Genomic DNA, 20,823 nt, shown 5'->3' on the forward strand with positions numbered 1-20,823 from the left:
TAACCAAACAAATTGTTAGACTGAACTTTTAGAAGTCTTTTAAATGATGTCATTAAAAATAACAAAACCCATAGTTTCTGTAGATTGGTTACAAGCTAATTTAGATCATAAAAATCTAATTATTTTTGATTGTACCATCCCAAAAGTAACAGAAAAATCTAGTACCTCTAATTCTGATGAAAAATATCAGATTAAAGGCGCTTTGTTTTTTGATATTAAATATACTTTTTCTGAGGTAACTTCACCATTTCCGAATACAATGCTTGACTCCAAATTATTTGAAGAAAGAGCACAAAAGTTGGGTGTAAATAATGAGAGTATTATTGTTTGTTATGACGATTTAGGTATTTATTCATCACCTAGAGTTTGGTGGATGTTTCAATTAATGGGTTTTGCAAATGTTGCCGTATTAGATGGAGGTTTTCCAAAATGGAATGAAAATAATTATCTTGTTGAAAAACAGAAAAAGAACACACGTTTAAAAGGTGATTTTAAGGTGAATTATCAACCAGAAAAAATTAAATTTACAGAGGATATTTTGAATGCAATTAAAAATGAAACTTTGTTAATTACCGATGCACGTTCTAAAGGTCGTTTTAATTGTACGGAACCAGAACCAAGAAGCGACGCAAAAGGAGGACATATTCCTAATTCGGTAAGTTTGCCTTTTAGTGAGATCATAGAAAATGGAACATTCAAATCTGAAGCAGCATTAAAAGTAATCTTTAATCAAATAAATCCAGAAGATAAAGCTTTTATTTTTTCTTGTGGAACAGGTATAACAGCTGCTGTATTGGCTTTAGGTGCAGAAATATCAGGGTTTAAAAATTACGCTGTTTATGATGGCTCATGGACAGAATGGGGAAGTACAGAAAATTTACCAATAGAAATTTAAAAAAATAGATTATGAACATCAATTGGACAAAAGAAGAGTTTCAGACCTACGTATTATTGTATGCCGCACAGAGCAATTATATAGAAACGGAATCTGAAAGTAGCTATATTTTATCGAAAGTAAATGAAGCTATATTTAATAGAATTCATACAGAAATTGTGCACGATAATGATTATCAGGCTATGGAAAAAATTAAAAGTTATTTAGCTGATAATAAGTACACAACTGAAGATAAAGAAAATCTTTTAAAAGATATAAAAAATGTCTTTTTTGCTGATGGTTCTGTAGATATTTTAGAACGAAATGTTTTTATCTTTTTGAAAAAAATTATTGAATAGCCTAAAGCGGATATTTAATAAGATTCATTAGTACTTACTTTTTTTCTTAATTATTTTTCATATAATTTTTAACCCAATCTTTTATGGCATTACCATGAATGTTTTTGGCAATCACGATGCCTTTATTGTTTAAAATAAAGTTTGCGGGTATAGTGCTAATTCTTATTTGTTTTAAAAATAGCGCATTGTCACCTTGCAATTCAGATGTATGCAACCAAATATTTGCCCCATCACGGTTTATAGCAGCTTTCCATGTAGCTTCATCAGACTCTAAACCATAAGCAATAATTTGCAAACCTTGTTTATGATATTCCTTATAAATAGGAAGTAAAAATTCTCGATTTTCTTTTCTGCAAGGAGCGCACCACGAAGCCCATAAATCTATAATAGTAAGTTTATTTCCTAAAACTTTCTCTATATTAAGAGTGTCTTTCGTTATCATTGGCAATTTTATGTTTGGAAATTTATCTCCCAATAAAACAGGTAATTTAGAAGACTCGCTTTGCTCGCATAGTTGTTTTACCCAAGGGTGATTTGGTGCTTTTTCTTTCCACTTATTACATTGATTTACTAAAAACTCCGGAACACGTTCGTAATTATAGACTGGACTTACCCATCGTAAAGCTAAGAGTGCAGGCATAAGAAGTTCCGTGCTATCTGCAAAGTTTATTAATTCTTGCTGATATTGTAAAATAGCATGTTCTTTTTGTAATAACTGATCTCCTTTGTGCACATCCCAATTTTTATCTTTTAAATAGGTTTGGTAGGCTTTCTGGTTGATATCTCTTAATTCTAAGAAAGTCTTATTAATTTTAGAAGGATTTTCAATGGAAAAACTTTTTTGAAATTCATCTATTTTTGCGGTAATTCTAATCGTGTTTCCAGATTGCCATAGAATTGGCATATAATTAGATTTAGCCGTATTTTCAGTTTGTAAATAAGTAGGATATTTATCGGGTAGTTGTAAGGCTAATTCTAACAAAATAGGCTCTTTACTTTTTGGAAAATGGTAAAATTTAAAACTACCATCAGAATTTACAACAGCAGAATCTATGACTTTTCCGAAATAAGATGCCGCTACTTCTTTTAAATTCTCAGGTTGAATAAGATATATCTTTAGATCTTTTTTTAGAATACCTTCAATTTTACCAGATATAGGTGCTGGTGATTGGCACGCTATTAAAATTAAAATGAGTAAGATAAAACTAATATATTTTTTTAAAAGACTAGCTTTCATTTTTTTTAAATTAAAATCAAAGTTACTAATGAACTGTCTTTTTATTACTGATTTATATCAGAAATTGTAAAAGTGTTTTTAACATCTATCCTTCCTTTATAGTTGCTATATATGCATAATTTATCGCTTAAAAATTTTTAGTCTATTTTCTGTTTGTCCAGAGATTATTAAATCTTTTTCTTCAGGTAAAAGTAAAGAATAACTGGCATCAATGTATATTACTGCAACAGAAGGCCCCACAATCGGGCTCTCTTTTCCTGGAGTTCCATTATCAATTTTATGATTAGAATCTTCGGGGATATATACAAAATTAGGTTCTTTATATAGTGGTTTTAAATTAGAAGGAATAAAAGAATAATTTTTATAAGATAGGGTGGCAGTATCATCCGTAGAAACCATACTAATATTGGTGAATTTTGAAGTAGAAGCAAAGCTACCTTTTGCTCTTCTTTTAGAATCACTACCTACAAAACCTTCTTTTATAAAGAGCGTCCAGCTACTTCCTTCAGATTTAGCCATATCCACTAAAATCCTTCCGTTAAGAACTGAATGAGGTTGCAATAAAACAGCTGCTTTTCCGTGAATACTTGCTACATTTTTAATAACAATATTATCTAAACCTAAATCATATTGTCTACCCGTATGTGCTTCTATTCTGCAAGTCATTCCTCCTTGACTCGATAAATTCTTTAGTAATATATTCTTACCAACATTGGTTTGTACCAATCCGTAACCTATAGAACCTTTTGTTAAAGAGACATTTGCAATAGTAACATTTTCTGCTATTTGAGCCGTTTCTCCATCCTCATTTATATCTACTGGGTTAAAAGCAATGGCAGCACCTAAGGTATAATCATCTACGATAGAAAAATTTTCTATCAATGCATTTTTTACGTAGCCCAAAGAAATTGCTCTGCAAAAAGTGTTTCCCCAAGTTTCATAAAACTTTTCTACAATTAATTTCGGACGAGTAGTAGGAGATCCTAAACCTATAATCGTAACATTTTCTAAAGGTTTGCCAACTTCTTTACCGCTTAAAGAAAAGAAATATCTCCAACCATTTTTAGCATTTTTACCTTCGTTTTGTTTTTCCAAACGAATTTCTGTTCCGCTTTCTATAGTAATATGCACATTCGATTTTAATAAGACATCTCTAAAAGCATATTTACCCGTTTTAATAGTAATATTTCCTCCGCCTTTACTCGTTAATTCATCAATTATTTTTTCTAATTCTTCTGTATCACTTTTACCGTCAATATGAACAAAAGTTATATTACGATCTGACGGTAAATTGATGAAATCACTTCCTGTATAACCCGCATTATCCTGAAAATAAGGTTTAGAGTTATATACAGAAATATCCGTTACATCACCTGTATTAATAACTGTAGTTGGTGTTTCTTCTACCGGAATTTCTATAGGATTTTCTTTTTGAACTTCTTCAATAGCTTCCGTCTTTTCACAAGAAATTAAAAATAGAGATATTATAAAAAAGGAGCATAGTTTGTTCATGAAATGTATCTTTTAAGTTTACATTCAAATTTAGTGTTACAAAATAATTTTTAGTAACAGTTATTATTCTTTCATTGATATAAAATTACCTTAACCAAACAAAAAAACCTCACAAAATGTGAGGTTTCAATATTCTATATAAAATTATTTAATTACTGTTTTTACATCAATAATTGAATATGCTTTATTATTTAGCAGGTAATATTTTACCAACACATTCTCCAAAACCAATACGAACTTTATTATTTTTACAATGAGCTCGCATAATTACCGTATCGTTATCATTAATAAATTTACGTTCTGTACCATCTTTTAATGTAATAGGATTTTCTCCTTTCCAAGTTAATTCTAACATAGAACCATAACTATCTTTTGTTGGGCCAGAAATAGCACCAGATCCCATTAAATCTCCAGATTCTACCGGACATCCATTAACGGTATGATGCGCTAATTGTTGTGCCATTGTCCAATAGGTATACTTAAAATTAGAGTTAGAAATAATCGTTTCTTCACCATTTTCTGGTTTAATTCCCACCTGTAAATGAATATCGTAACTTCCTTTTTCTTTTTGTTCTAAATAAGCTAAAGGTTTTTCTGTATTATTAGTGTTTTCTACTCTAAAAGGTTCTAATGCATCTAAAGTTACAATCCAAGGAGAAATTGTTGAAGCAAAGTTTTTTCCTAAAAATGGCCCAAAAGGTACTTTTTCCCATGCTTGAATATCTTTTGCAGACCAATCGTTTAATTGTACCAAACCAAAAATATACTCTTCGGTTTCTTTAATAGGAATACGATCACCTAAAACATTTGCATCCGTAGTTATAAATGCCATTTCTAATTCGAAATCTAATAATTCCGTTGGTCCAAAATTAGGAATAGTACTTCCTTCATCTGGTTTTGTTTGTCCATATGGCCTTCTTATTTTTGTTCCAGAAGGAACGATAGAAGAACTTCTAGAATGATAACCAACTGGCATTTGAGTCCAATTTGCAGATAAAGTATTGTCTGTATTATCCGATAACGAAGCTATATTTGTAGCATGCATTTTGCTTGTAGAAAAATCTGTAAAATCACCAACAGCAACTGGTAATAACATTTCTACTTCGTCCATTCTAAAAATAATTTTATCTTTATGGTTGGCATTATCTCTTAAAATACCATTGGTAACATCAAAAACTTCAGAAATTCTATTTCTAACCAATCGCCATGTTTTACGACCATCTGCAATAAAATCATTTAAGTTATCTTGAAGAAAAATATCATCCGTTAACGGAATTCCTTTAAAGTAACCCAATTGATGAAAAGCCCCTAAATCTATCGCAAAATCACCTATTCTACTACCAATCGTTATAATATCATCTCTAGTGATAAAAACACCAAAAGGGATGTTCTGAATGGGAAAGTCTGAATTTTTATCTACCTTTAACCAGGATTTTCTATTTGGATTATTTGCTGATATGATCATTATAATGAGATTTATTTTTCACCAAACCTACATATTTTTTTTTCATTTAAGAATAAAAAAACAATGAAAAACACATTTTTAACAGTACTTTTTTCTTAATAAGATAATTATAGCAAAAAATGATAAATTATAGTTAAAACATGTTTTTTACAAATATGATTTTATTATTTTTGGTGCTTCTTTTAAAACAACAACAACAATGCAATTAGACAACCAAATTTTTGACCTTATTCAGGAAGAAAAAGAAAGACAGTTAAATGGATTAGAATTAATCGCTTCAGAAAACTTTGTAAGTGATGATGTTATGAGAGCTCAAGGTTCTATTTTAACCAATAAATACGCTGAAGGATATCCTGGTAAAAGATATTATGGAGGTTGTGAAGTAGTAGATGTTATTGAGCAAATTGCTATAGACAGAGCTAAAGAATTATTTGGTGCAGAATATGTAAACGTACAACCACACTCTGGTTCTCAGGCAAATACAGCTGTTTATGCTGCTTGTTTAAAACCAGGAGACACTGTTTTAGGTTTCGATTTATCTCATGGTGGACATTTAACACACGGTTCTCCTGTAAATTTTTCTGGTAAATTATACAATCCTGTTTTTTACGGAGTTGTAAAAGAAACAGGAATTATAGATTACAATCATTTAGCGGCACAAGCTAAAGAACATAAACCTAAATTAATTATTGCTGGTGCTTCTGCGTATTCTAGAGATATCGATTTTAAGAAATTTAGAGAAGTTGCAGACAGTGTAGGTGCTGTTTTAATGGCAGATATTTCTCACCCTGCGGGTTTAATTGCTAAAGGAATTTTAAATGATCCAATTCCTCATTGTCATATTGTTACTACTACAACGCATAAAACGTTACGTGGACCAAGAGGTGGAATGATTATGATTGGTAAAGATTTTGACAATCCTTTTGGAGAAACTTTAAAAAATGGAAATCTTAAAAAGATGTCTACTTTAATTAATTCTTCTGTTTTCCCTGGAAACCAAGGTGGACCTTTAGAGCATGTTATTGCTGCTAAAGCGGTAGCTTTTGGAGAGGCTTTAACAGATGAGTTTTTAGAATACCAATTACAAGTAAAAGCAAATGCTGCAGAAATGGCAAAAGAATTTGTTGCTAAAGGATATGATATTATCTCTGGCGGAACAGATAACCACTGTATGCTAATAGATTTACGTAATAAAAATATTTCTGGTAAAGATGCAGAAATTGCATTAGGAAAAGCAGATATTACGGTAAACAAAAACATGGTTCCTTTTGATGATAAAAGCCCGTTTATAACTTCAGGAATCCGTATTGGAACTGCTGCAATTACTACGCGTGGTTTAGAAGAAGATGATATGAAAGCTGTTGTTAACTTTATTGATGAAGCTATTATAAATGCTGCAAATGAAGATGCTTTACATAAAATTGGTGCACGTGTTGCTCACATGATGAGTGCAAGAAGATTATTTGTAATGTAACCACACAGTGGTTTTAAATATTCACTCTTGTGAATAAATATGAGACTAAAAAAGCATCAAGTTAATTCTTGATGCTTTTTTAGTTTTAAGACACTATCCTAAAATCTGTGTAAGTTGAAAAACTCAGGGTTAAATTATTTATAGTTTAATCCTGTTTTCAAATATAGCTAAAAATTGATTAAGTATAATTCCCCAATTTCTAATTGGCATTGTCCACTTTTTAGTACTTTCTCTCAGTGCTAAAAAAACAGATTTCATGACAGCTTCATCGGTTGGGAACGAGAGTTTGTTTTTAGTATATTTTCTAATTTTCCCGTTGAGATTTTCTATAAGATTTGTGGTATAAATTATAGTTCTTATTTCTATAGGGAAATCAAAGAAAACGGTAAGTTCATCCCAGTTATTTTCCCAACTTTTAATCGCATAAGAATATTTAGAATCCCATTTATCTTTAAAATCTTTTAAGGATGCCTTTGCAGCTTCTTTTGTAGGTGCAGTATAGATTTGTTTCATGTCTCTGGTAAACTCTTTTTTGTCTTTCCAAACAACGTAACGACAAGAGTTTCTAATCTGATGCACTACACATATTTGAGTAACAGAATTAGGGAAAACAGTTTTAATTGTATCTGTAAATCCGTTTAAATTGTCGGTTGCTGTGATTAAGATATCTTGTGTTCCTCTAGCTCTAATATCTGTTAAAACACTCATCCAAAAAGCAGAAGATTCATTCTTCCCTAACCATAAACCAAGTACTTCTTTTTTACCATCGGTTCTCAAACCTACAGCAATGTAAATGGTTTTGTTGATGACTTTAGAGTTTTCTCTAACTTTAAAAACGATTCCATCCATCCAAACGATAAGATATGTTGCTTCTAAAGGTCTATTCTTCCAAGCTATAATATCATTGGTGATACTATCGGTAATTCTTGATATAGTACTTGTGGAGATGTTAAAATCGTAAAGTTCTCGTATTTGTTCTTCTATATCACTATTGCTCATCCCTTTTGCATAAAGGGAAATTATAATGTTTTCTATACCTTCTGTAGTACTTTCTCTTTTTTTAACAATCATTGGGTTAAAAGAACTTTCACGGTCTCTTGGAACGTTTATTTCTGTCTCCCCTAAAGTTGTTTTTAGTTTCTTTTTGGTATACCCATTTCGAAGATTAGTTGATTTACTTTTTTGATGTCGATCATAATCTAGGTGAGCATCTAATTCTCCCTCAAGGATCTTTTCTATGCCTCGTTTATGAAGCTGTTCTAAAAAATTAGTAAGTTCTGATCCGCTTTTAAATTGCTTTAAAAAATCTTCGTTTAAAATGTCTTCTGGTTTCATAAGTATGTAAAATTTAAAATTAATAAAAAAATCTCAGTTAATTAATTAACCTGAGATTTTAAAACTTACACACTTTATGAGACAGTGCCAGTTTTAAATATATAACGAAAGTTGTTTACCAACTTTTTACTTCTTTTTCGATGGCCTCACGAGTTTCGCCATATTTTTCTTGAATTTCTCCAATTAGTTTATCAAAAGATCCTTCTGCTTCCGTACTCTCATCATTGGTAATACGACCAAATTTTTCTTTAAATTCTCCTTTTATTTGTTTCCAATTTCCTTTTGCTGTATCCGAGTTCATATTCATTTCATTTATGTACTTCAATAGTACTGGTTAATAATAGTGTAAATTTAGAAAGATTTATAATTGCTTATGAATGCTATCTATAAAAATTTTGACTCATTAGATAAAAGTTATTTTTTTTCTGAACTTTTAATTTTTCCAGCAATTTCATCTACATTATCAGTCGCACTCTGTATTTGGTTTTTTAATTTATCGTTCTCTTTTTTCTTATCAATCTTAGCAACGATACTATCTTTATTGCTTTCTGAATCTTTTTCATCTGTTTTTACGGTTCCTTTTAAAGGATGTAAATCTCTTTCATGCTTTATAACTGACATATTTTTTAGTTTTTAAGATTAATAATTACATCAAAATTAAAAAAACAGATAATTTCAGTTTAACTACATTCAGTTAAATTATAACGCATTTGCTATTCATCTAGCTCATTAGCGCGTTTAATAATATTCTCTGGAATTGATTTTTTAGCTTTTGCACCCATTTTTTTTAATTTTTCTACTGAAGTAATTAAGTTTCCTCTTCCTTCAAAAAGCTTGTTCATCGCATTTGAATATTCATTTTTACTATCGTCTATTCGTTTTCCTATTCCTATTAAATCACCTAATAAACCATTAAACTTATCATATAAAGCACCTGCTTGTCTTGCAATTTCTAAGGCATTTCTTTGTTGTTTTTCATTATTCCACATAGAATCTATGGTTCTTAAAGTAGCCAAAAGAGTAGTAGGAGTTACAATAACAATATTTTTTTCAAATGCTTTATTGTATAAGTGATTATCTGCATTAATGGCCACGGCAAAAGCAGGTTCTATAGGAATAAAAAGAAGTACAAAATCTGGAGATTCAATTTTATAAATATCTTCATATTTTTTTTCTGATAATTGATTTACATGTCTATGAAGTGATGCTATATGTTCTTTTAAAAACTGAGCTTTTAAAGTTTCATTTTCTTCATTTACAAATTGCTCATAAGCCGTTAAAGAAACTTTAGAATCGACAATCATTTTCTTATTATCTGGCAAATGAATCACCACATCTGGTAGTATTCTTTTACCATCTTCATTGGTAAAGCTTTGCTGCACGTAATACTCTCTATCTTTCTCTAATCCAGACTTTTCTAAAACTCTTTCTAATACTAGTTCCCCCCAATTTCCTTGTGTTTTATTATCGCCTTTTAAGGCTTTTGTTAAGTTAATAGTTTCTTTACTCATTTGTTGATTAAGCTCTTTTAAACCTAAAATTTGCTGACGTAAAGCGGCATGATAATCGATACTTTCTTTGTGAGTTTTATCTACTTTGTCTTCAAAAACTTTTATTTTTTCTTGCAGTGGGTTTAAAATTATTTTTAAGTTTTCTTGATTCTGTTGGGTGAATTTGTTCGATTTTTCTTCTAATATTTTATTCGCCAATACTTCAAAATTATTGGTAAATTTTTCTTGTAGTTTTTCAACTTCAATTTTGTTGTTTTCTAGCTTTTCTATAACGTTTTTAAACTCTGTCTCTAAACGTGTTTTATCAGAAATTAAGTTTTCTTTTTCTTTTTGAATGTATCTTAATTCACCTTGTAAATCATCAATAGTAATTTCTGTATTTCTAAGAGTCTCATTTAGTTTAGAAACTTCAAACTCTAAAGTCGATTTTTCTTTTTGGGCGTCACTTTTCTCTTTTTCTGAATTTAATTTGGTTAAAATCTTACCTATAAAAAAACCTATAAGGCTAAAAATAAGTGCAATTAAGAAGTATATTGTCAATTCGTTCATCATATCAATTTAAGTTCATAAATTTATCGTTTTAAATGACAATAATAAAATACATTGAAAGCATTTTTTAAAATAGCGACTATATATTTATGAAAACAATAGCAAGGTTTATATTATTTACCATTTTAGGGTGGAAACTAGAAAACGATTTTCCTAAATCGCCTAAAAAATACGTTGTCATTGCTGCGCCACATACTAGTTGGTTAGATTTTCCAATAGCAATTTTATCTAGAATGTCTTCTGGAACGATGGTTCATTTTATTGGGAAAGCATCACTTTTTAAAGGCCCGTTTGGTTTTTTCTTTAAAGTTTTAGGAGGCACACCTGTAGACAGAACCAAAAGTACAAATATGGTGGATGCCGTTATTGATGTATTTAATAGTAAAGAAGAGTTTAGATTAGGGATATCTCCAGAAGGAACTAGAAAAAAAGTAGATAAATGGAAAACAGGATTCTATTATATAGCAAAAGGAGCAGCCGTTCCTATTGTTATGGCTACTTTAGACTTTAAAAATAAGAAGATAAAAATTTCTGAACCTTATTATACAACAGATAGTAAAGAGGCTGATTTTAAAGTGTTTCACTCCTTTTTTAAAGGAGTAAAAGGGAAAAATCCTGAATTATTTTAATTATTTTGGTTGATAATATAAAAAAGATTACATTTGCTTGTAATTTATAATTTCTAATAGAGATTAGGGGCTTTATTATTAAGAAATATTTTACAATAATAGTATCATGCTATGATATGGAGTCTTCAGGATACTGAAGACTCCTTTTTTTTTTAGGCAAACTTTACAGAAACTTTTTCTGCTATTCCTACAACCACCTCAGTAGCTTTTATCATAGATTCTACAGGTACATACTCATATCTTCCATGAAAATTATGACCACCAGCAAAAATATTCGGACAAGGCAATCCTTTGTAAGATAGTTGACTACCGTCTGTTCCTCCACGAATAGCTTTAATTAAAGGCGTGATTTTCAAATCTTTCATTACTTCTTCTGCAATATCTACAATATGCATTACCGGAGTAATTTTTTCTTTCATATTAAAGTATTGATCTTTAAGAGTTACTTCAATTAAATCTTGATTGTATTTTGTGTTAAAATCTAATGCAATTTTTTGCATTAAACTTTTTCTCTTTTCAAATAAGTCTAAATCGTGATCTCTTACAATATATTCTAAAACAGTTTTTTCTACATTTCCATTGATATCATGTAAATGGAAAAAACCTTCATAACCTTCTGTTCTTTGAGGAACCTCATTAGTTGGAAGTGCTGTAATATATTCATTAGCAATTAGCATAGAATTTATCATTTTACCCTTAGCGTATCCTGGATGTACAATTTTACCAGTAATGGTTACTATTGCACCTGCTGCATTAAAATTCTCATATTCTAATTCTCCAATCTGACTTCCATCCATAGTATATGCCCATTCTGCCCCAAATTTATCAACATCAAACATGTGAGCTCCTTTACCAACTTCTTCATCAGGAGTAAAGCAAATTCTAATTTTACCATGTTTAATTTCTGGATGCTGAATTAGATATTCCATAGCAGTTACAATTTCTGTAACACCAGCTTTATCATCTGCACCTAAAAGGGTAGTACCATCAGTTGTTATAATTGTCTGACCTTTATATTGTAATAAATCATCAAAATAATCTGGAGATAACACTATGTTTTCTTCAGCATTTAAAATAATATTGTTTCCTTGATAATTTTCTACAATTTGAGGTTTTACATTTTTACCAGAAAAATCTGGACTTGTATCAATATGTGCAACAAAACCAATGGTTGGTACTTCATAATCTAGATTACTTGGCAACGTTGCCATAATGTAACAATTGGCATCTAAATCTACCTCTTTCATACCAATTTGTTTTAGTTCTTCTACTAATACATTGGCTAAATCCCATTGTTTTTCTGTACTAGGAAAAGCAGGATTGTTAGGGTCTGATTCTGTATCTATAGTTACATATTTTATAAATCGGTCTATAATGTGTTGTTTTTCAATCATTTTATTGAATGTATTTAATTTTTTCGATAAGTGTAAACGCCTTGCATAATCTGTTATTTACTAAAGAACCTCCGTAAACTTCTGCTTTTGCAAGTATAAAATTCTGTTCGTTTATTTTGATAAATAAATGGCAAACTTGGTATTCAAATTTTCCTTTTTTTCCTTTTGAAACAGTATAGTAAGAAGGTTTTTCTAGAAAAGTAGTCTCTTCAGATTTTATTTTGATAAGACGCTTCGATAAATTTTCTTGCTCTTGTTCCAGTTTAAAAGACGTATCAAAATTAATACTTTTATTGATAAATGTAACATCTAAAAGCAAAGATTCTGTTAATTGTTTTATAGTATCTGCAGTATAAATAGAAGATTGTAAATCATCATAATATAAATTTGTTTTCCATATTTTTGGTATTTCAATGGAAAACAAGTTTTTAACGTCTTTTACTTCTTCTAAATTTTTAAAACTGTAAGGTTTACAATTAAAATTTTTACGTATTTCAGATGGATGCGAACAAGAAATAAATAGGTGTAAAGCGATTATAATTAAAAGAAAATTCTTCATAAAATATATAGAGGTTTTAAAGTGATCTTTTTCAGGTTCACTTTATTTAAGTATTGGTGCTAAAACGGTCAACACATTTTTAGCCAATATTTGATGTCCTTCTTTTGTTGGGTGAATACCATCTTTTTGATTTAAAGCTGAAATTCCACCTACATTTTCTAATAAAAAAGGAACTAAATGCAAATCGTTCTTTTTTGCCAAATCAGGAAACATATTTTTAAACTCGGTAGTGTAATCTTGTCCCATATTCGGTGGAATTTGCATTCCTACTAACACAATAATGGTATCCGGATATTTTGTTTTAACGGCATCTATAATATCTTGTAGATTTTCTTTAGACTGCTTTAACGGTACACCTCTTAAACCATCATTTGCACCCAATTCTAAAATAAAAATGGTTGGTTTTTGATTCAGTACCCAATCAATTCTATTTTTACCGCCCGATGTAGTTTCTCCGCTTACTCCAGAATTTACAATGTTATAACCCAGATGTAAAGAGTCTATTTTATGTTGAATAATTCCAGGAAAAGCATCGTTAACATCCTCTAAGCCAAAACCAGCTGTTAAACTATCTCCAAAGAATACAATTGTTTTTACTTCCTCTTTGTTAGTTTTAGTAACCTCAGTTTTAGAAGTGGTTGTTTCTGTATTTGTTGCCTTTTTAGAAATATCCTGTTTACAAGAAATAAAAAATATCAGTAAAGAGATACAACAAAATTTTAAGAAAACCTTTTGAGTAATATTGTTATTATGTTTAAGCAATTGAGTATTTTTCAACATCAGAATTTTTTAGTAAAAAATTAAATAAAAGTAATGTCAAATATATTAAAGATTAATGATTTAGAGAAAACTTATACGAGTGGTTCTAAAAAATTAACAGTAATTAGTAATATCTCTTTTGAAGTAGAAAAAGGAAGTGTTTTTTCTATTGTAGGTCCTTCTGGAAGTGGAAAAACAACTTTATTAGGTTTGTGTGCCGGTTTAGACTATCCGACTGCTGGTGCTATTGAATTGTGCGGAACCCCTTTACAAGATTTAAATGAAGATGAACGTGCAGCATTACGTAACAAAGAAGTAGGATTTATCTTTCAGAATTTTCAATTATTACCCACTTTAACTGCTTTAGAAAATGTGATTGTTCCTTTGGAATTACAAGGCGAAAAAAATGCAGCAAAATTTGGAACGGCATTATTAGAGAAAGTAGGTTTGGCAGATCGCTTACACCATTATCCATCGCAATTATCTGGAGGAGAACAGCAACGAGTAGCATTGGCACGTGCTTTTTCTAACAGACCTTCTATTTTATTTGCAGATGAACCAACAGGGAATTTAGATGAAGAAACTGGAGAAAAGGTCATTCAATTATTGTTTGAATTAAACAAAGAAGCAGGCACCACTTTAGTCATTATTACACACGATTTAGATTTAGCCAATAGAACACAGCAAATTCTACGATTAAAAGGAGGTAAGATTATTTCTAACGAAAAAACGAACAGAATTTAATGAGCAATATGCATCCTAAAATCAATTTTCAATGGCTATTAAAAATGGCTTGGAGAGACGGAAAAGCAAGTCTTTCTAGGTTAATGCTTTTTATGGCGTCTATTATATTGGGTATTGCGGCAGTGGTTTCCATTCAATTGTTTAGTGATAATTTAAAACAAAATATAAAACAACAGTCGAAAGCCTTAATGGGCGCCGATTTTATTATAGATAGCAAACAAAAACCTTCTAAAAAAGTACAAGCCATAATAGATTCTTTAGGAGCAAAAGCGTCTGAAGTCAACTTTGTTTCTATGGCTGCTTTTCCTAAGAATGAGGGTACAAAATTAGTAAAAGTTCGGGCTATGGAAGGTGATTTTCCGTTTTACGGAGATTTATCAACCGAACCTACAGATGCTGGTACAAAATATCAAGAATTAGGAGGCGCTTTGGTAGATGCAACGCTACTGTTGCAATATAATATAAATCCAGGAGATTCTATAAAACTAGGAAAAATAACTTTGCCTATTATTGGTGCTTTAAAAGCGATTCCTGGTAGTACAGCAATTTCTTCTTCTATAGCACCAACCGTTTTAATTCCGTTTCGTTTTTTAGAAAAAACTGAATTATTACAATTAGGAAGTAGAAAAGAGTATCAGTACTTTTTTGAAGATCCAACAATAGATTTGTCCATTTTAGAGAACAAAATAGATCCAATTCTTAAAAAAGAAAATGCAGATTTAGACACCCATAAAAGTACTAGCCAACGCTTAGGAAAACGGTATGATAATGTGAGTCGGTTTTTAAATTTAGTAGCTTTTATAGCACTTTTATTGGGCTGTATTGGTATTGCTAGTTCTGTACATATTTATATCAAAGAAAAACTAAAAAATGTAGCAGTTTTAAAATGTTTAGGCGCTTCTAGAAAACAAACATTTTTAATTTATTTGATACAAATTATTGCTATTGGATTGATTGGAGGTATTATTGGAGCTGCTATTGGCATTGGTTTACAATATGCTTTTCCGTATATTTTACAAGATTTTTTACCCTTTGATGTAGCCATTACTATTTCTTTACAACCCATAATATTGGGAGTTACCTTAGGCGTTTTAATGTCTGTTTTATTTGCATTATTACCCTTATTAGGTACTTGGTATGTATCTCCATTAGAAGTTTTAAGAGGTTCTGAAGATAATTTACAAAAGCCTAAAAAAGCACAAATTGCAGTGGTATTGGCAATTATAACATTTATCTTTTTATTCTCTTTTTGGATGCTAAAAGATGCTGTAAACGGATTGATTTTTACCGCAGGAATTTTTATCACATTTGCAATTATGGCTGGTGTTGCTAATCTTTTCATCAAATTGATTAAAAAATTCTTCCCAAGTTCTTGGGGATATACAAAGCGTCAAAGTTTATTGAATTTGTTTAGACCTAATAACCAGACAATGGTGCTGGTTTTAGCTATTGGATTGGGAACTTTCTTAATAAGCACGTTGTATTTCACCAAAGATATTTTACTAGTAAAAACGTCTATTGAGAGCAAAAAAAGTGATGCCAATATCATTTTAATGGACGTTCAAAATCAGCAAGAAACAGCAATATTAGAAACTTTTAAAAGTAAAGGATTAGAAGTAATTGATAACATACCAATTATTACCATGCGTATGCAAAGCATTCATGGTAAAACAGTAAATGAGATTCGTAAAGACACAACAGTTTCCATGAAAAAATGGATTTTAAATAGAGAATTTAGAGTTACATACAGAGAAGCACTGGCAGAAACAGAAGAGATTGTAGAAGGGGAGTGGACAGGAAAAACAACGAATGGAACACCTGTTCTAATTTCTATTGCAGATAATCTTGCCAAAGATGCCAACTTAAAAGTTGGAGATGCTGTAACTTTTAATATTCAAGGTGTGTTGATGGAAACAGTAATTGGAAGCATCAGAAAAGTAGATTGGAGTAGCATGAAAGTCAATTTTATGATTTTATTTCCAACGGGAGTTCTAGAAAACGCACCTCAATTTAACGTAATGACCACACATGTCCCAAATAAAGAAGGTTCTGCGGAATTACAAAGAACATTGGTAAAAGAATTTCCGAATGTTACTATTTTAGATTTACGTCAGGTTTTTACGCTAGTAGAAGATATTTTAGGTAAAATATCTTGGATTATTAATTTTATGGCATTTTTTAGCATTTTAACGGGTATTATTGTTTTGATAGGTTCGGTTAGAAATAGCAAATATCAACGAATTAAAGAAAGTGTATTGTTAAGAACTTTAGGAGCAAAAAGCAAACAAATTCTACAAATAACCGCTTTAGAATATGTCTATTTAGGTGTTTTAGGAAGTTTAACGGGTATTTTATTGTCTTTAATAGGAAGTCAATTATTAGCTACTTTTATATTTAAAGAACCTTTTATACCATCTGCAATTCCGTTTTTAGTTTTTCTACCAGGAATTACATTTTTAGTAGTATTGATTGGTTTGAGTAATTTAAAATCAGTTTTAAGAAGTCCACCATTGGAGGTTTTGAGGAAAGAAAATTAAGAATCTTTAGTATGTTTACCCAAGTAAAATAAATTATAATGAGTATGAAATTGAGTTTTTTAAATAGACTAAAATCATTTTTAAAATGATTAAAAAAATATTACTATTTAGTCTTTTTTTAGGCTGTTTTTCCACATCAATAAGGAGTGTAAGTCAAAATATTTTAGAAACTACAGTTCATGTAATACAAGTTGAAGACGCTTCATCTATAGATCTTTCATTCCAAGAAACTGTTGAAGAGCCTGAAACTATTTACCCAATTTTTAAAGCACCAGTTTATAATAGCAATCAGCAAAATTATTCTATTAAAGAAGTTCCTAGTCCAAGAGGTCAAGGAATTATTGGGTATGTATCCGATCCAAATGATTTGATAGATGCTTCTTCCGAAAACCGAATAAATAAATTGTTATTTGATTTAGAACAAAAATCGTCTGTAGAAGTTGCAGTGGTGATGCTTCCAGGTATAGGCCAAGAAATTACTAAACAATTTGCAGTAGATCTTTTTAAATTATGGGGTATTGGTAAAGCAGATGCAGACAACGGATTGCTAATTTTAACAGTAATGGACCAACGTAGAACAGAGTTTGAAGTTGGTTATGGTTTAGAACCAATTTTAACGGATGCTCTTTGTTATCGCATTGGTGTAAACGAAATTGTACCTAATTTTAAAAAAGGAAATTATGGTAAAGGCATTATTAATGCTGTGGTTAGAATACAAGATATTTTAGATAATCCGGCAGTTATTCAAGAGGTTTATGGCAGTAGTATTGTTCATCAACAAGACCATAGTTACAAATGGTATCATTATTTATTATTGGTGTATACTATTATTTGCGTGTTCATGCTGTTTTGGTATGAAGGTGTATTATATCAAACTCAAATATCTAAAGACGATTTTTACGACAAGTATAATCGATTGGACGAATTAAAATTAGGATGTCTTATCGTTTTGTTACCATTTCCTTTATTTTTTATTTCAAAAAAGGTAAAAAAACGTCTGCAAGAATATCGAACAGCTCCTCGATATAGTAAAGTAAATGGTAAGCTGTTAACGCTTAAAGATGAATGGAGAGAAAATAAATTTTTGGAAGCTGCTCAAATTTTAGAAGAAAATCTCAAATCAATACGCTACGATGTTTGGGTAACTGATGACGAAAGTGATATTTTAATTTTAGAATATGAAGGGGTTAATAGCCGAAAATACAGTGATTGTGTAAAATGTGGTTATAAAACCTTCGGAAAAAAATCATCGAAATTAACAAAGTCCGCCACTTATGCCTCTGAAGGAGAAAGAATTGATTATTATGAATGTAGAAATTGTAATTATCAAGATGAAAAGAAAATAATTCTTGCTAAAAAAGTGAGAAGCACTTCATCATCGTCATCATCATCATCATCATCATCATATTCAGGATCTTCTTCTTCAAGTTCGTCATCAAGCTTTGGTGGAGGTAGTTCTGGTGGTGGTGGAGCAGGTGTTAGCTGGTAATCATTTACATCATAAAAAGGGTGCAAATATTTCGATTATTTTTATCTTGCATGGTTTTAAATAAAATTTATGAAACACTTATCTTTTATATTATTTTTTTGTACCCTAAATTCTTTTTCTCAAGTAGGAATTAACACAACAACACTAGATCCTTCGGCTATTTTGGATGTTACAAGTATTGATAAAGGAGTATTAGTACCAAGAATCAACTTAACATCAACATTAGATATTACTACAATTACATCTCCATTAACAAGTTTGCTAATTTTTAACACCGCTACTGTGGCAGACGTAACGCAGGTTACTATTATTGGAATGGAACAGAATGGTCAAAATTATCAACGTCAAAAACAGTTGATAATGCTTGGAGCATTTTAGGTAATACAGGAACAGATGATACCGTGAATTTTATTGGTACAACAGATAACCAAGATTTGGTTTTTAAACAAAACAATATACAGGCAGGTGTGCTAAATTCTAATAATACTTCATTTGGTGTTAATAGCTTACCACTTAGTGCAACAGGTACGGATAATGTTACTATTGGTGTAAACGCTATGTCTTCTAATGTAACCGGAAGAGAAAATATAGCTATAGGACAAAACGCTTTAAGGGATAATCTAGATGGAACAAGTGATACAGCAGTAGGTTTTAATACACTTATTGCAAATACTGCAGGTTCTAACACAGCAATTGGTTCTAGTGCTTTAGTTAATAATACTTCTGGCTCAGGTAATACAGGAGTTGGTTCGTTAACCTTAAATCACAATACTACAGGAGGAAATAATACAGCAATAGGTATACAGTAGCTTACCAAAAACACAACAGGAGCTAATAATACTGCTAATGGTTATTATGCACTGTTAGATAACACAACAGGAACTCACAACACAGCTAGTGGGTCTGAATCTTTAACTTTTAATACTAGTGGTGATTACAATACTGCTATTGGTACTAATGCACTTTATTCTAATAAGACTGCAAATGAAAATACTGCAGTGGGAGCAAATGTGGCGCCAATGGTTAAAGCAATACAAGAACAATCTACAGAAATTGAGCTATTAAAATCTGAAAATAAAGCATTAAAAATAAAACAACAAGAAATGGAAACCGCATTAAATGAAATTAAAACCTTGTTGTTACAAAAGAAATAAGCTAGTTTTTCTTTAAGGTATTATTGCTTGTACTTAATAACTAAAAGGAAAAAATAATAAATTACTTTATAAATTACATTTTGTTAGCTGATAAAATGGAATTTGTAGTTTACAAACTATTAAGCACGAATATTAGAAGAACAACTCGCACGTTTTAATAACATATACTCACCGTTATTTTTAAACTCACGTAAAGAAGTTCCTGCATAACGTTTAAAAGTTTTAGATAAATGACTTACGTCTGTAAAACCTAATTCGTCTGCAATTTGTGTAAGTGTAAAATCAGAATTTAAAAGTCGAATTTCAACTAATTTCAATTTTGCCTTAATAATGTATTCGCGTAATGGCATATTGACTTGTTTTTTAAAAAACTCGCTTACATAAGTTGCAGACATCATAAAAACAGCCGCTAAATTTTCAACCTTAAGTAATTCGGTTTTATCAATATTTTCATTAATATAGATTAGCATTTTTGTTATTCTGTCGTCGGATGTGTTTTTAGGAAATTCAAAATAATTACTTTTCTTAATATTACGTATTAAGATTTCCAAAACACTTGTCATAAGACTAGTTACAAGATTGATTGAGTCATTTCCATAACTTCTAGATTCTTGTAATATCATATTAATTAAGCTTTCTAAATGATTTCTATCAATATCATTTTTTATAATATCTCCCGGTAATTGGTTGTAGTTAGATAGTATATAAGACGCTTCTTTAAACCATTCATTTCTATCAATATTTATTCTATTACCATTTTTAAAAAACGAATCTGTAAACTTTAAAAACACAAATTTGGTAGGTTTTTCAATAGTAAAAGAATGACATTTTAAAGGAGGTAATAAAAACATACTGTTCTTTTCGTAGGCATAATCATTGTAATTTATACACTGCGTTCCTTCGCCATTTTTTATTAAAACCAATTCAAAAAAGTTGTTTTTAACAGGGCGTTGTTTCCAATCTGTTAATTCTATTTCTTGTATTTCAAATGGTTTATAGGCTTCTAATACTTGCATTTTGGTCTGTTTTAATAAAACTTTAAGGCGAATTTAGGTAAAAAAGACTTGCTAAGCTTTAATTTTGTCTTTCAAACCTTTAAAAGTACATAATTATCCATTTTTCGTACCTTAAAAAAGTGTAACTGTATTATTATTTTTGAACATTCTTAGAACGACGAAAAAGTGCAATAGGTTTAAAAGTGAATTAAAGACTTTAAAAGGGATTGTAAAACCAAACATAAAT

Annotated in this window: 21 protein-coding genes; 10 read left to right on the forward strand and 11 right to left on the reverse strand. The window is 30.3% G+C overall.

Going from position 1 to position 20,823, the window contains the following annotated elements; genetic code table 11:
- The first annotated feature begins 43 nt into the window (after nt 1-43).
- Nucleotides 44-895 (forward strand): sulfurtransferase, encoded by an 852-nt coding sequence (locus tag JOP69_RS03040; protein WP_252191174.1) that lies wholly within the window; start codon nt 44-46, stop codon nt 893-895.
- A gap of 11 nt (nt 896-906) precedes the next feature.
- Nucleotides 907-1,233, forward strand: coding sequence for a hypothetical protein (locus JOP69_RS03045; protein WP_203392912.1), 327 nt, complete (start codon nt 907-909; stop codon nt 1,231-1,233).
- A gap of 46 nt (nt 1,234-1,279) precedes the next feature.
- Here JOP69_RS03045 and JOP69_RS03050 read toward each other — a convergent pair whose 3' ends face one another.
- From JOP69_RS03050 to fahA, 3 genes are all read right to left on the reverse strand, one after another.
- Nucleotides 1,280-2,470, reverse strand: a complete 1,191-nt coding sequence (locus JOP69_RS03050) for a TlpA disulfide reductase family protein (RefSeq protein ID WP_203392911.1) — start codon at nt 2,468-2,470, stop codon at nt 1,280-1,282.
- 120 nt (nt 2,471-2,590) lie between these two features.
- On the reverse strand, nt 2,591-3,982 hold the full coding sequence (locus tag JOP69_RS03055) for a hypothetical protein (RefSeq protein ID WP_203392910.1): 1,392 nt from the start codon (nt 3,980-3,982) through the stop codon (nt 2,591-2,593).
- Nucleotides 3,983-4,169: 187 nt separating this feature from the next.
- Nucleotides 4,170-5,447, reverse strand: coding sequence for a fumarylacetoacetase (gene fahA, locus JOP69_RS03060; protein ID WP_203392909.1), 1,278 nt, complete (start codon nt 5,445-5,447; stop codon nt 4,170-4,172).
- A gap of 199 nt (nt 5,448-5,646) precedes the next feature.
- Between fahA and glyA the strand changes: the two genes are divergently transcribed.
- The gene (gene glyA, locus JOP69_RS03065) at nt 5,647-6,921 is read left to right on the forward strand and encodes a serine hydroxymethyltransferase (protein WP_203392908.1); all 1,275 of its coding nucleotides are present in this window, start codon (nt 5,647-5,649) and stop codon (nt 6,919-6,921) included.
- A 138-nt stretch (nt 6,922-7,059) separates the two neighbouring features.
- On the opposite strand, the gene JOP69_RS03070 is transcribed toward glyA, so the two are convergent.
- The 4 genes from JOP69_RS03070 to rmuC form a co-directional block, all read right to left on the reverse strand.
- Entirely contained in the window at nt 7,060-8,256 is a 1,197-nt protein-coding gene (locus JOP69_RS03070) for an IS256 family transposase (protein ID WP_215602623.1), read from the reverse strand.
- Between the two features lie 115 nt (nt 8,257-8,371).
- Nucleotides 8,372-8,557, reverse strand: a complete 186-nt coding sequence (locus tag JOP69_RS03075; protein WP_203395055.1) for a CsbD family protein — start codon at nt 8,555-8,557, stop codon at nt 8,372-8,374.
- Between the two features lie 113 nt (nt 8,558-8,670).
- On the reverse strand, nt 8,671-8,877 hold the full coding sequence (locus JOP69_RS03080; RefSeq protein WP_203395056.1) for a hypothetical protein: 207 nt from the start codon (nt 8,875-8,877) through the stop codon (nt 8,671-8,673).
- A 92-nt stretch (nt 8,878-8,969) separates the two neighbouring features.
- Nucleotides 8,970-10,316 (reverse strand): DNA recombination protein RmuC, encoded by a 1,347-nt coding sequence (gene rmuC / locus JOP69_RS03085; protein ID WP_203395086.1) that lies wholly within the window; start codon nt 10,314-10,316, stop codon nt 8,970-8,972.
- Nucleotides 10,317-10,405: 89 nt separating this feature from the next.
- Between rmuC and JOP69_RS03090 the strand changes: the two genes are divergently transcribed.
- Nucleotides 10,406-10,945 (forward strand): 1-acyl-sn-glycerol-3-phosphate acyltransferase, encoded by a 540-nt coding sequence (locus JOP69_RS03090; RefSeq protein ID WP_203395057.1) that lies wholly within the window; start codon nt 10,406-10,408, stop codon nt 10,943-10,945.
- A gap of 152 nt (nt 10,946-11,097) precedes the next feature.
- Here the strand turns inward: JOP69_RS03090 and pepT are convergent, their stop codons facing one another.
- From pepT to JOP69_RS03105, 3 genes are read right to left on the reverse strand one after another with little or no spacing between them, the layout of a single operon-like run.
- Nucleotides 11,098-12,339 (reverse strand): peptidase T, encoded by a 1,242-nt coding sequence (pepT, locus tag JOP69_RS03095; RefSeq protein ID WP_203395058.1) that lies wholly within the window; start codon nt 12,337-12,339, stop codon nt 11,098-11,100.
- 1 nt (nt 12,340) lies between these two features.
- Nucleotides 12,341-12,898, reverse strand: coding sequence for a hypothetical protein (locus JOP69_RS03100; protein WP_203395059.1), 558 nt, complete (start codon nt 12,896-12,898; stop codon nt 12,341-12,343).
- 42 nt (nt 12,899-12,940) lie between these two features.
- Nucleotides 12,941-13,675, reverse strand: coding sequence for an arylesterase (locus tag JOP69_RS03105; RefSeq protein ID WP_252191175.1), 735 nt, complete (start codon nt 13,673-13,675; stop codon nt 12,941-12,943).
- Between the two features lie 36 nt (nt 13,676-13,711).
- Here JOP69_RS03105 and JOP69_RS03110 point away from each other — a divergent pair, with 36 nt between their 5' ends.
- From JOP69_RS03110 to JOP69_RS18715, 6 genes are all read left to right on the forward strand, one after another.
- Entirely contained in the window at nt 13,712-14,401 is a 690-nt protein-coding gene (locus JOP69_RS03110; RefSeq protein ID WP_203395061.1) for an ABC transporter ATP-binding protein, read from the forward strand.
- 44 nt (nt 14,402-14,445) lie between these two features.
- Nucleotides 14,446-16,938, forward strand: a complete 2,493-nt coding sequence (locus JOP69_RS03115) for an ABC transporter permease (RefSeq protein WP_203395087.1) — start codon at nt 14,446-14,448, stop codon at nt 16,936-16,938.
- 85 nt (nt 16,939-17,023) lie between these two features.
- On the forward strand, nt 17,024-18,427 hold the full coding sequence (locus tag JOP69_RS03120; RefSeq protein ID WP_203395062.1) for a YgcG family protein: 1,404 nt from the start codon (nt 17,024-17,026) through the stop codon (nt 18,425-18,427).
- 69 nt (nt 18,428-18,496) lie between these two features.
- The gene (locus JOP69_RS03125; RefSeq protein WP_203395063.1) at nt 18,497-18,805 is read left to right on the forward strand and encodes a hypothetical protein; all 309 of its coding nucleotides are present in this window, start codon (nt 18,497-18,499) and stop codon (nt 18,803-18,805) included.
- Between the two features lie 23 nt (nt 18,806-18,828).
- Nucleotides 18,829-19,236: a hypothetical protein gene (locus JOP69_RS03130; RefSeq protein WP_203395064.1), complete on the forward strand. Its 408-nt coding sequence runs from the start codon at nt 18,829-18,831 to the stop codon at nt 19,234-19,236.
- A gap of 210 nt (nt 19,237-19,446) precedes the next feature.
- Nucleotides 19,447-19,581, forward strand: a complete 135-nt coding sequence (locus tag JOP69_RS18715; RefSeq protein WP_284041390.1) for a hypothetical protein — start codon at nt 19,447-19,449, stop codon at nt 19,579-19,581.
- A gap of 119 nt (nt 19,582-19,700) precedes the next feature.
- Here JOP69_RS18715 and JOP69_RS03135 read toward each other — a convergent pair whose 3' ends face one another.
- On the reverse strand, nt 19,701-20,597 hold the full coding sequence (locus JOP69_RS03135) for an AraC family transcriptional regulator (protein ID WP_203395066.1): 897 nt from the start codon (nt 20,595-20,597) through the stop codon (nt 19,701-19,703).
- Nucleotides 20,598-20,823 lie beyond the last annotated feature (226 nt).

Origin of the sequence: Polaribacter sp. Q13, from assembly GCF_016858305.2 — a bacterium.
GTDB lineage: Bacteria > Bacteroidota > Bacteroidia > Flavobacteriales > Flavobacteriaceae > Polaribacter.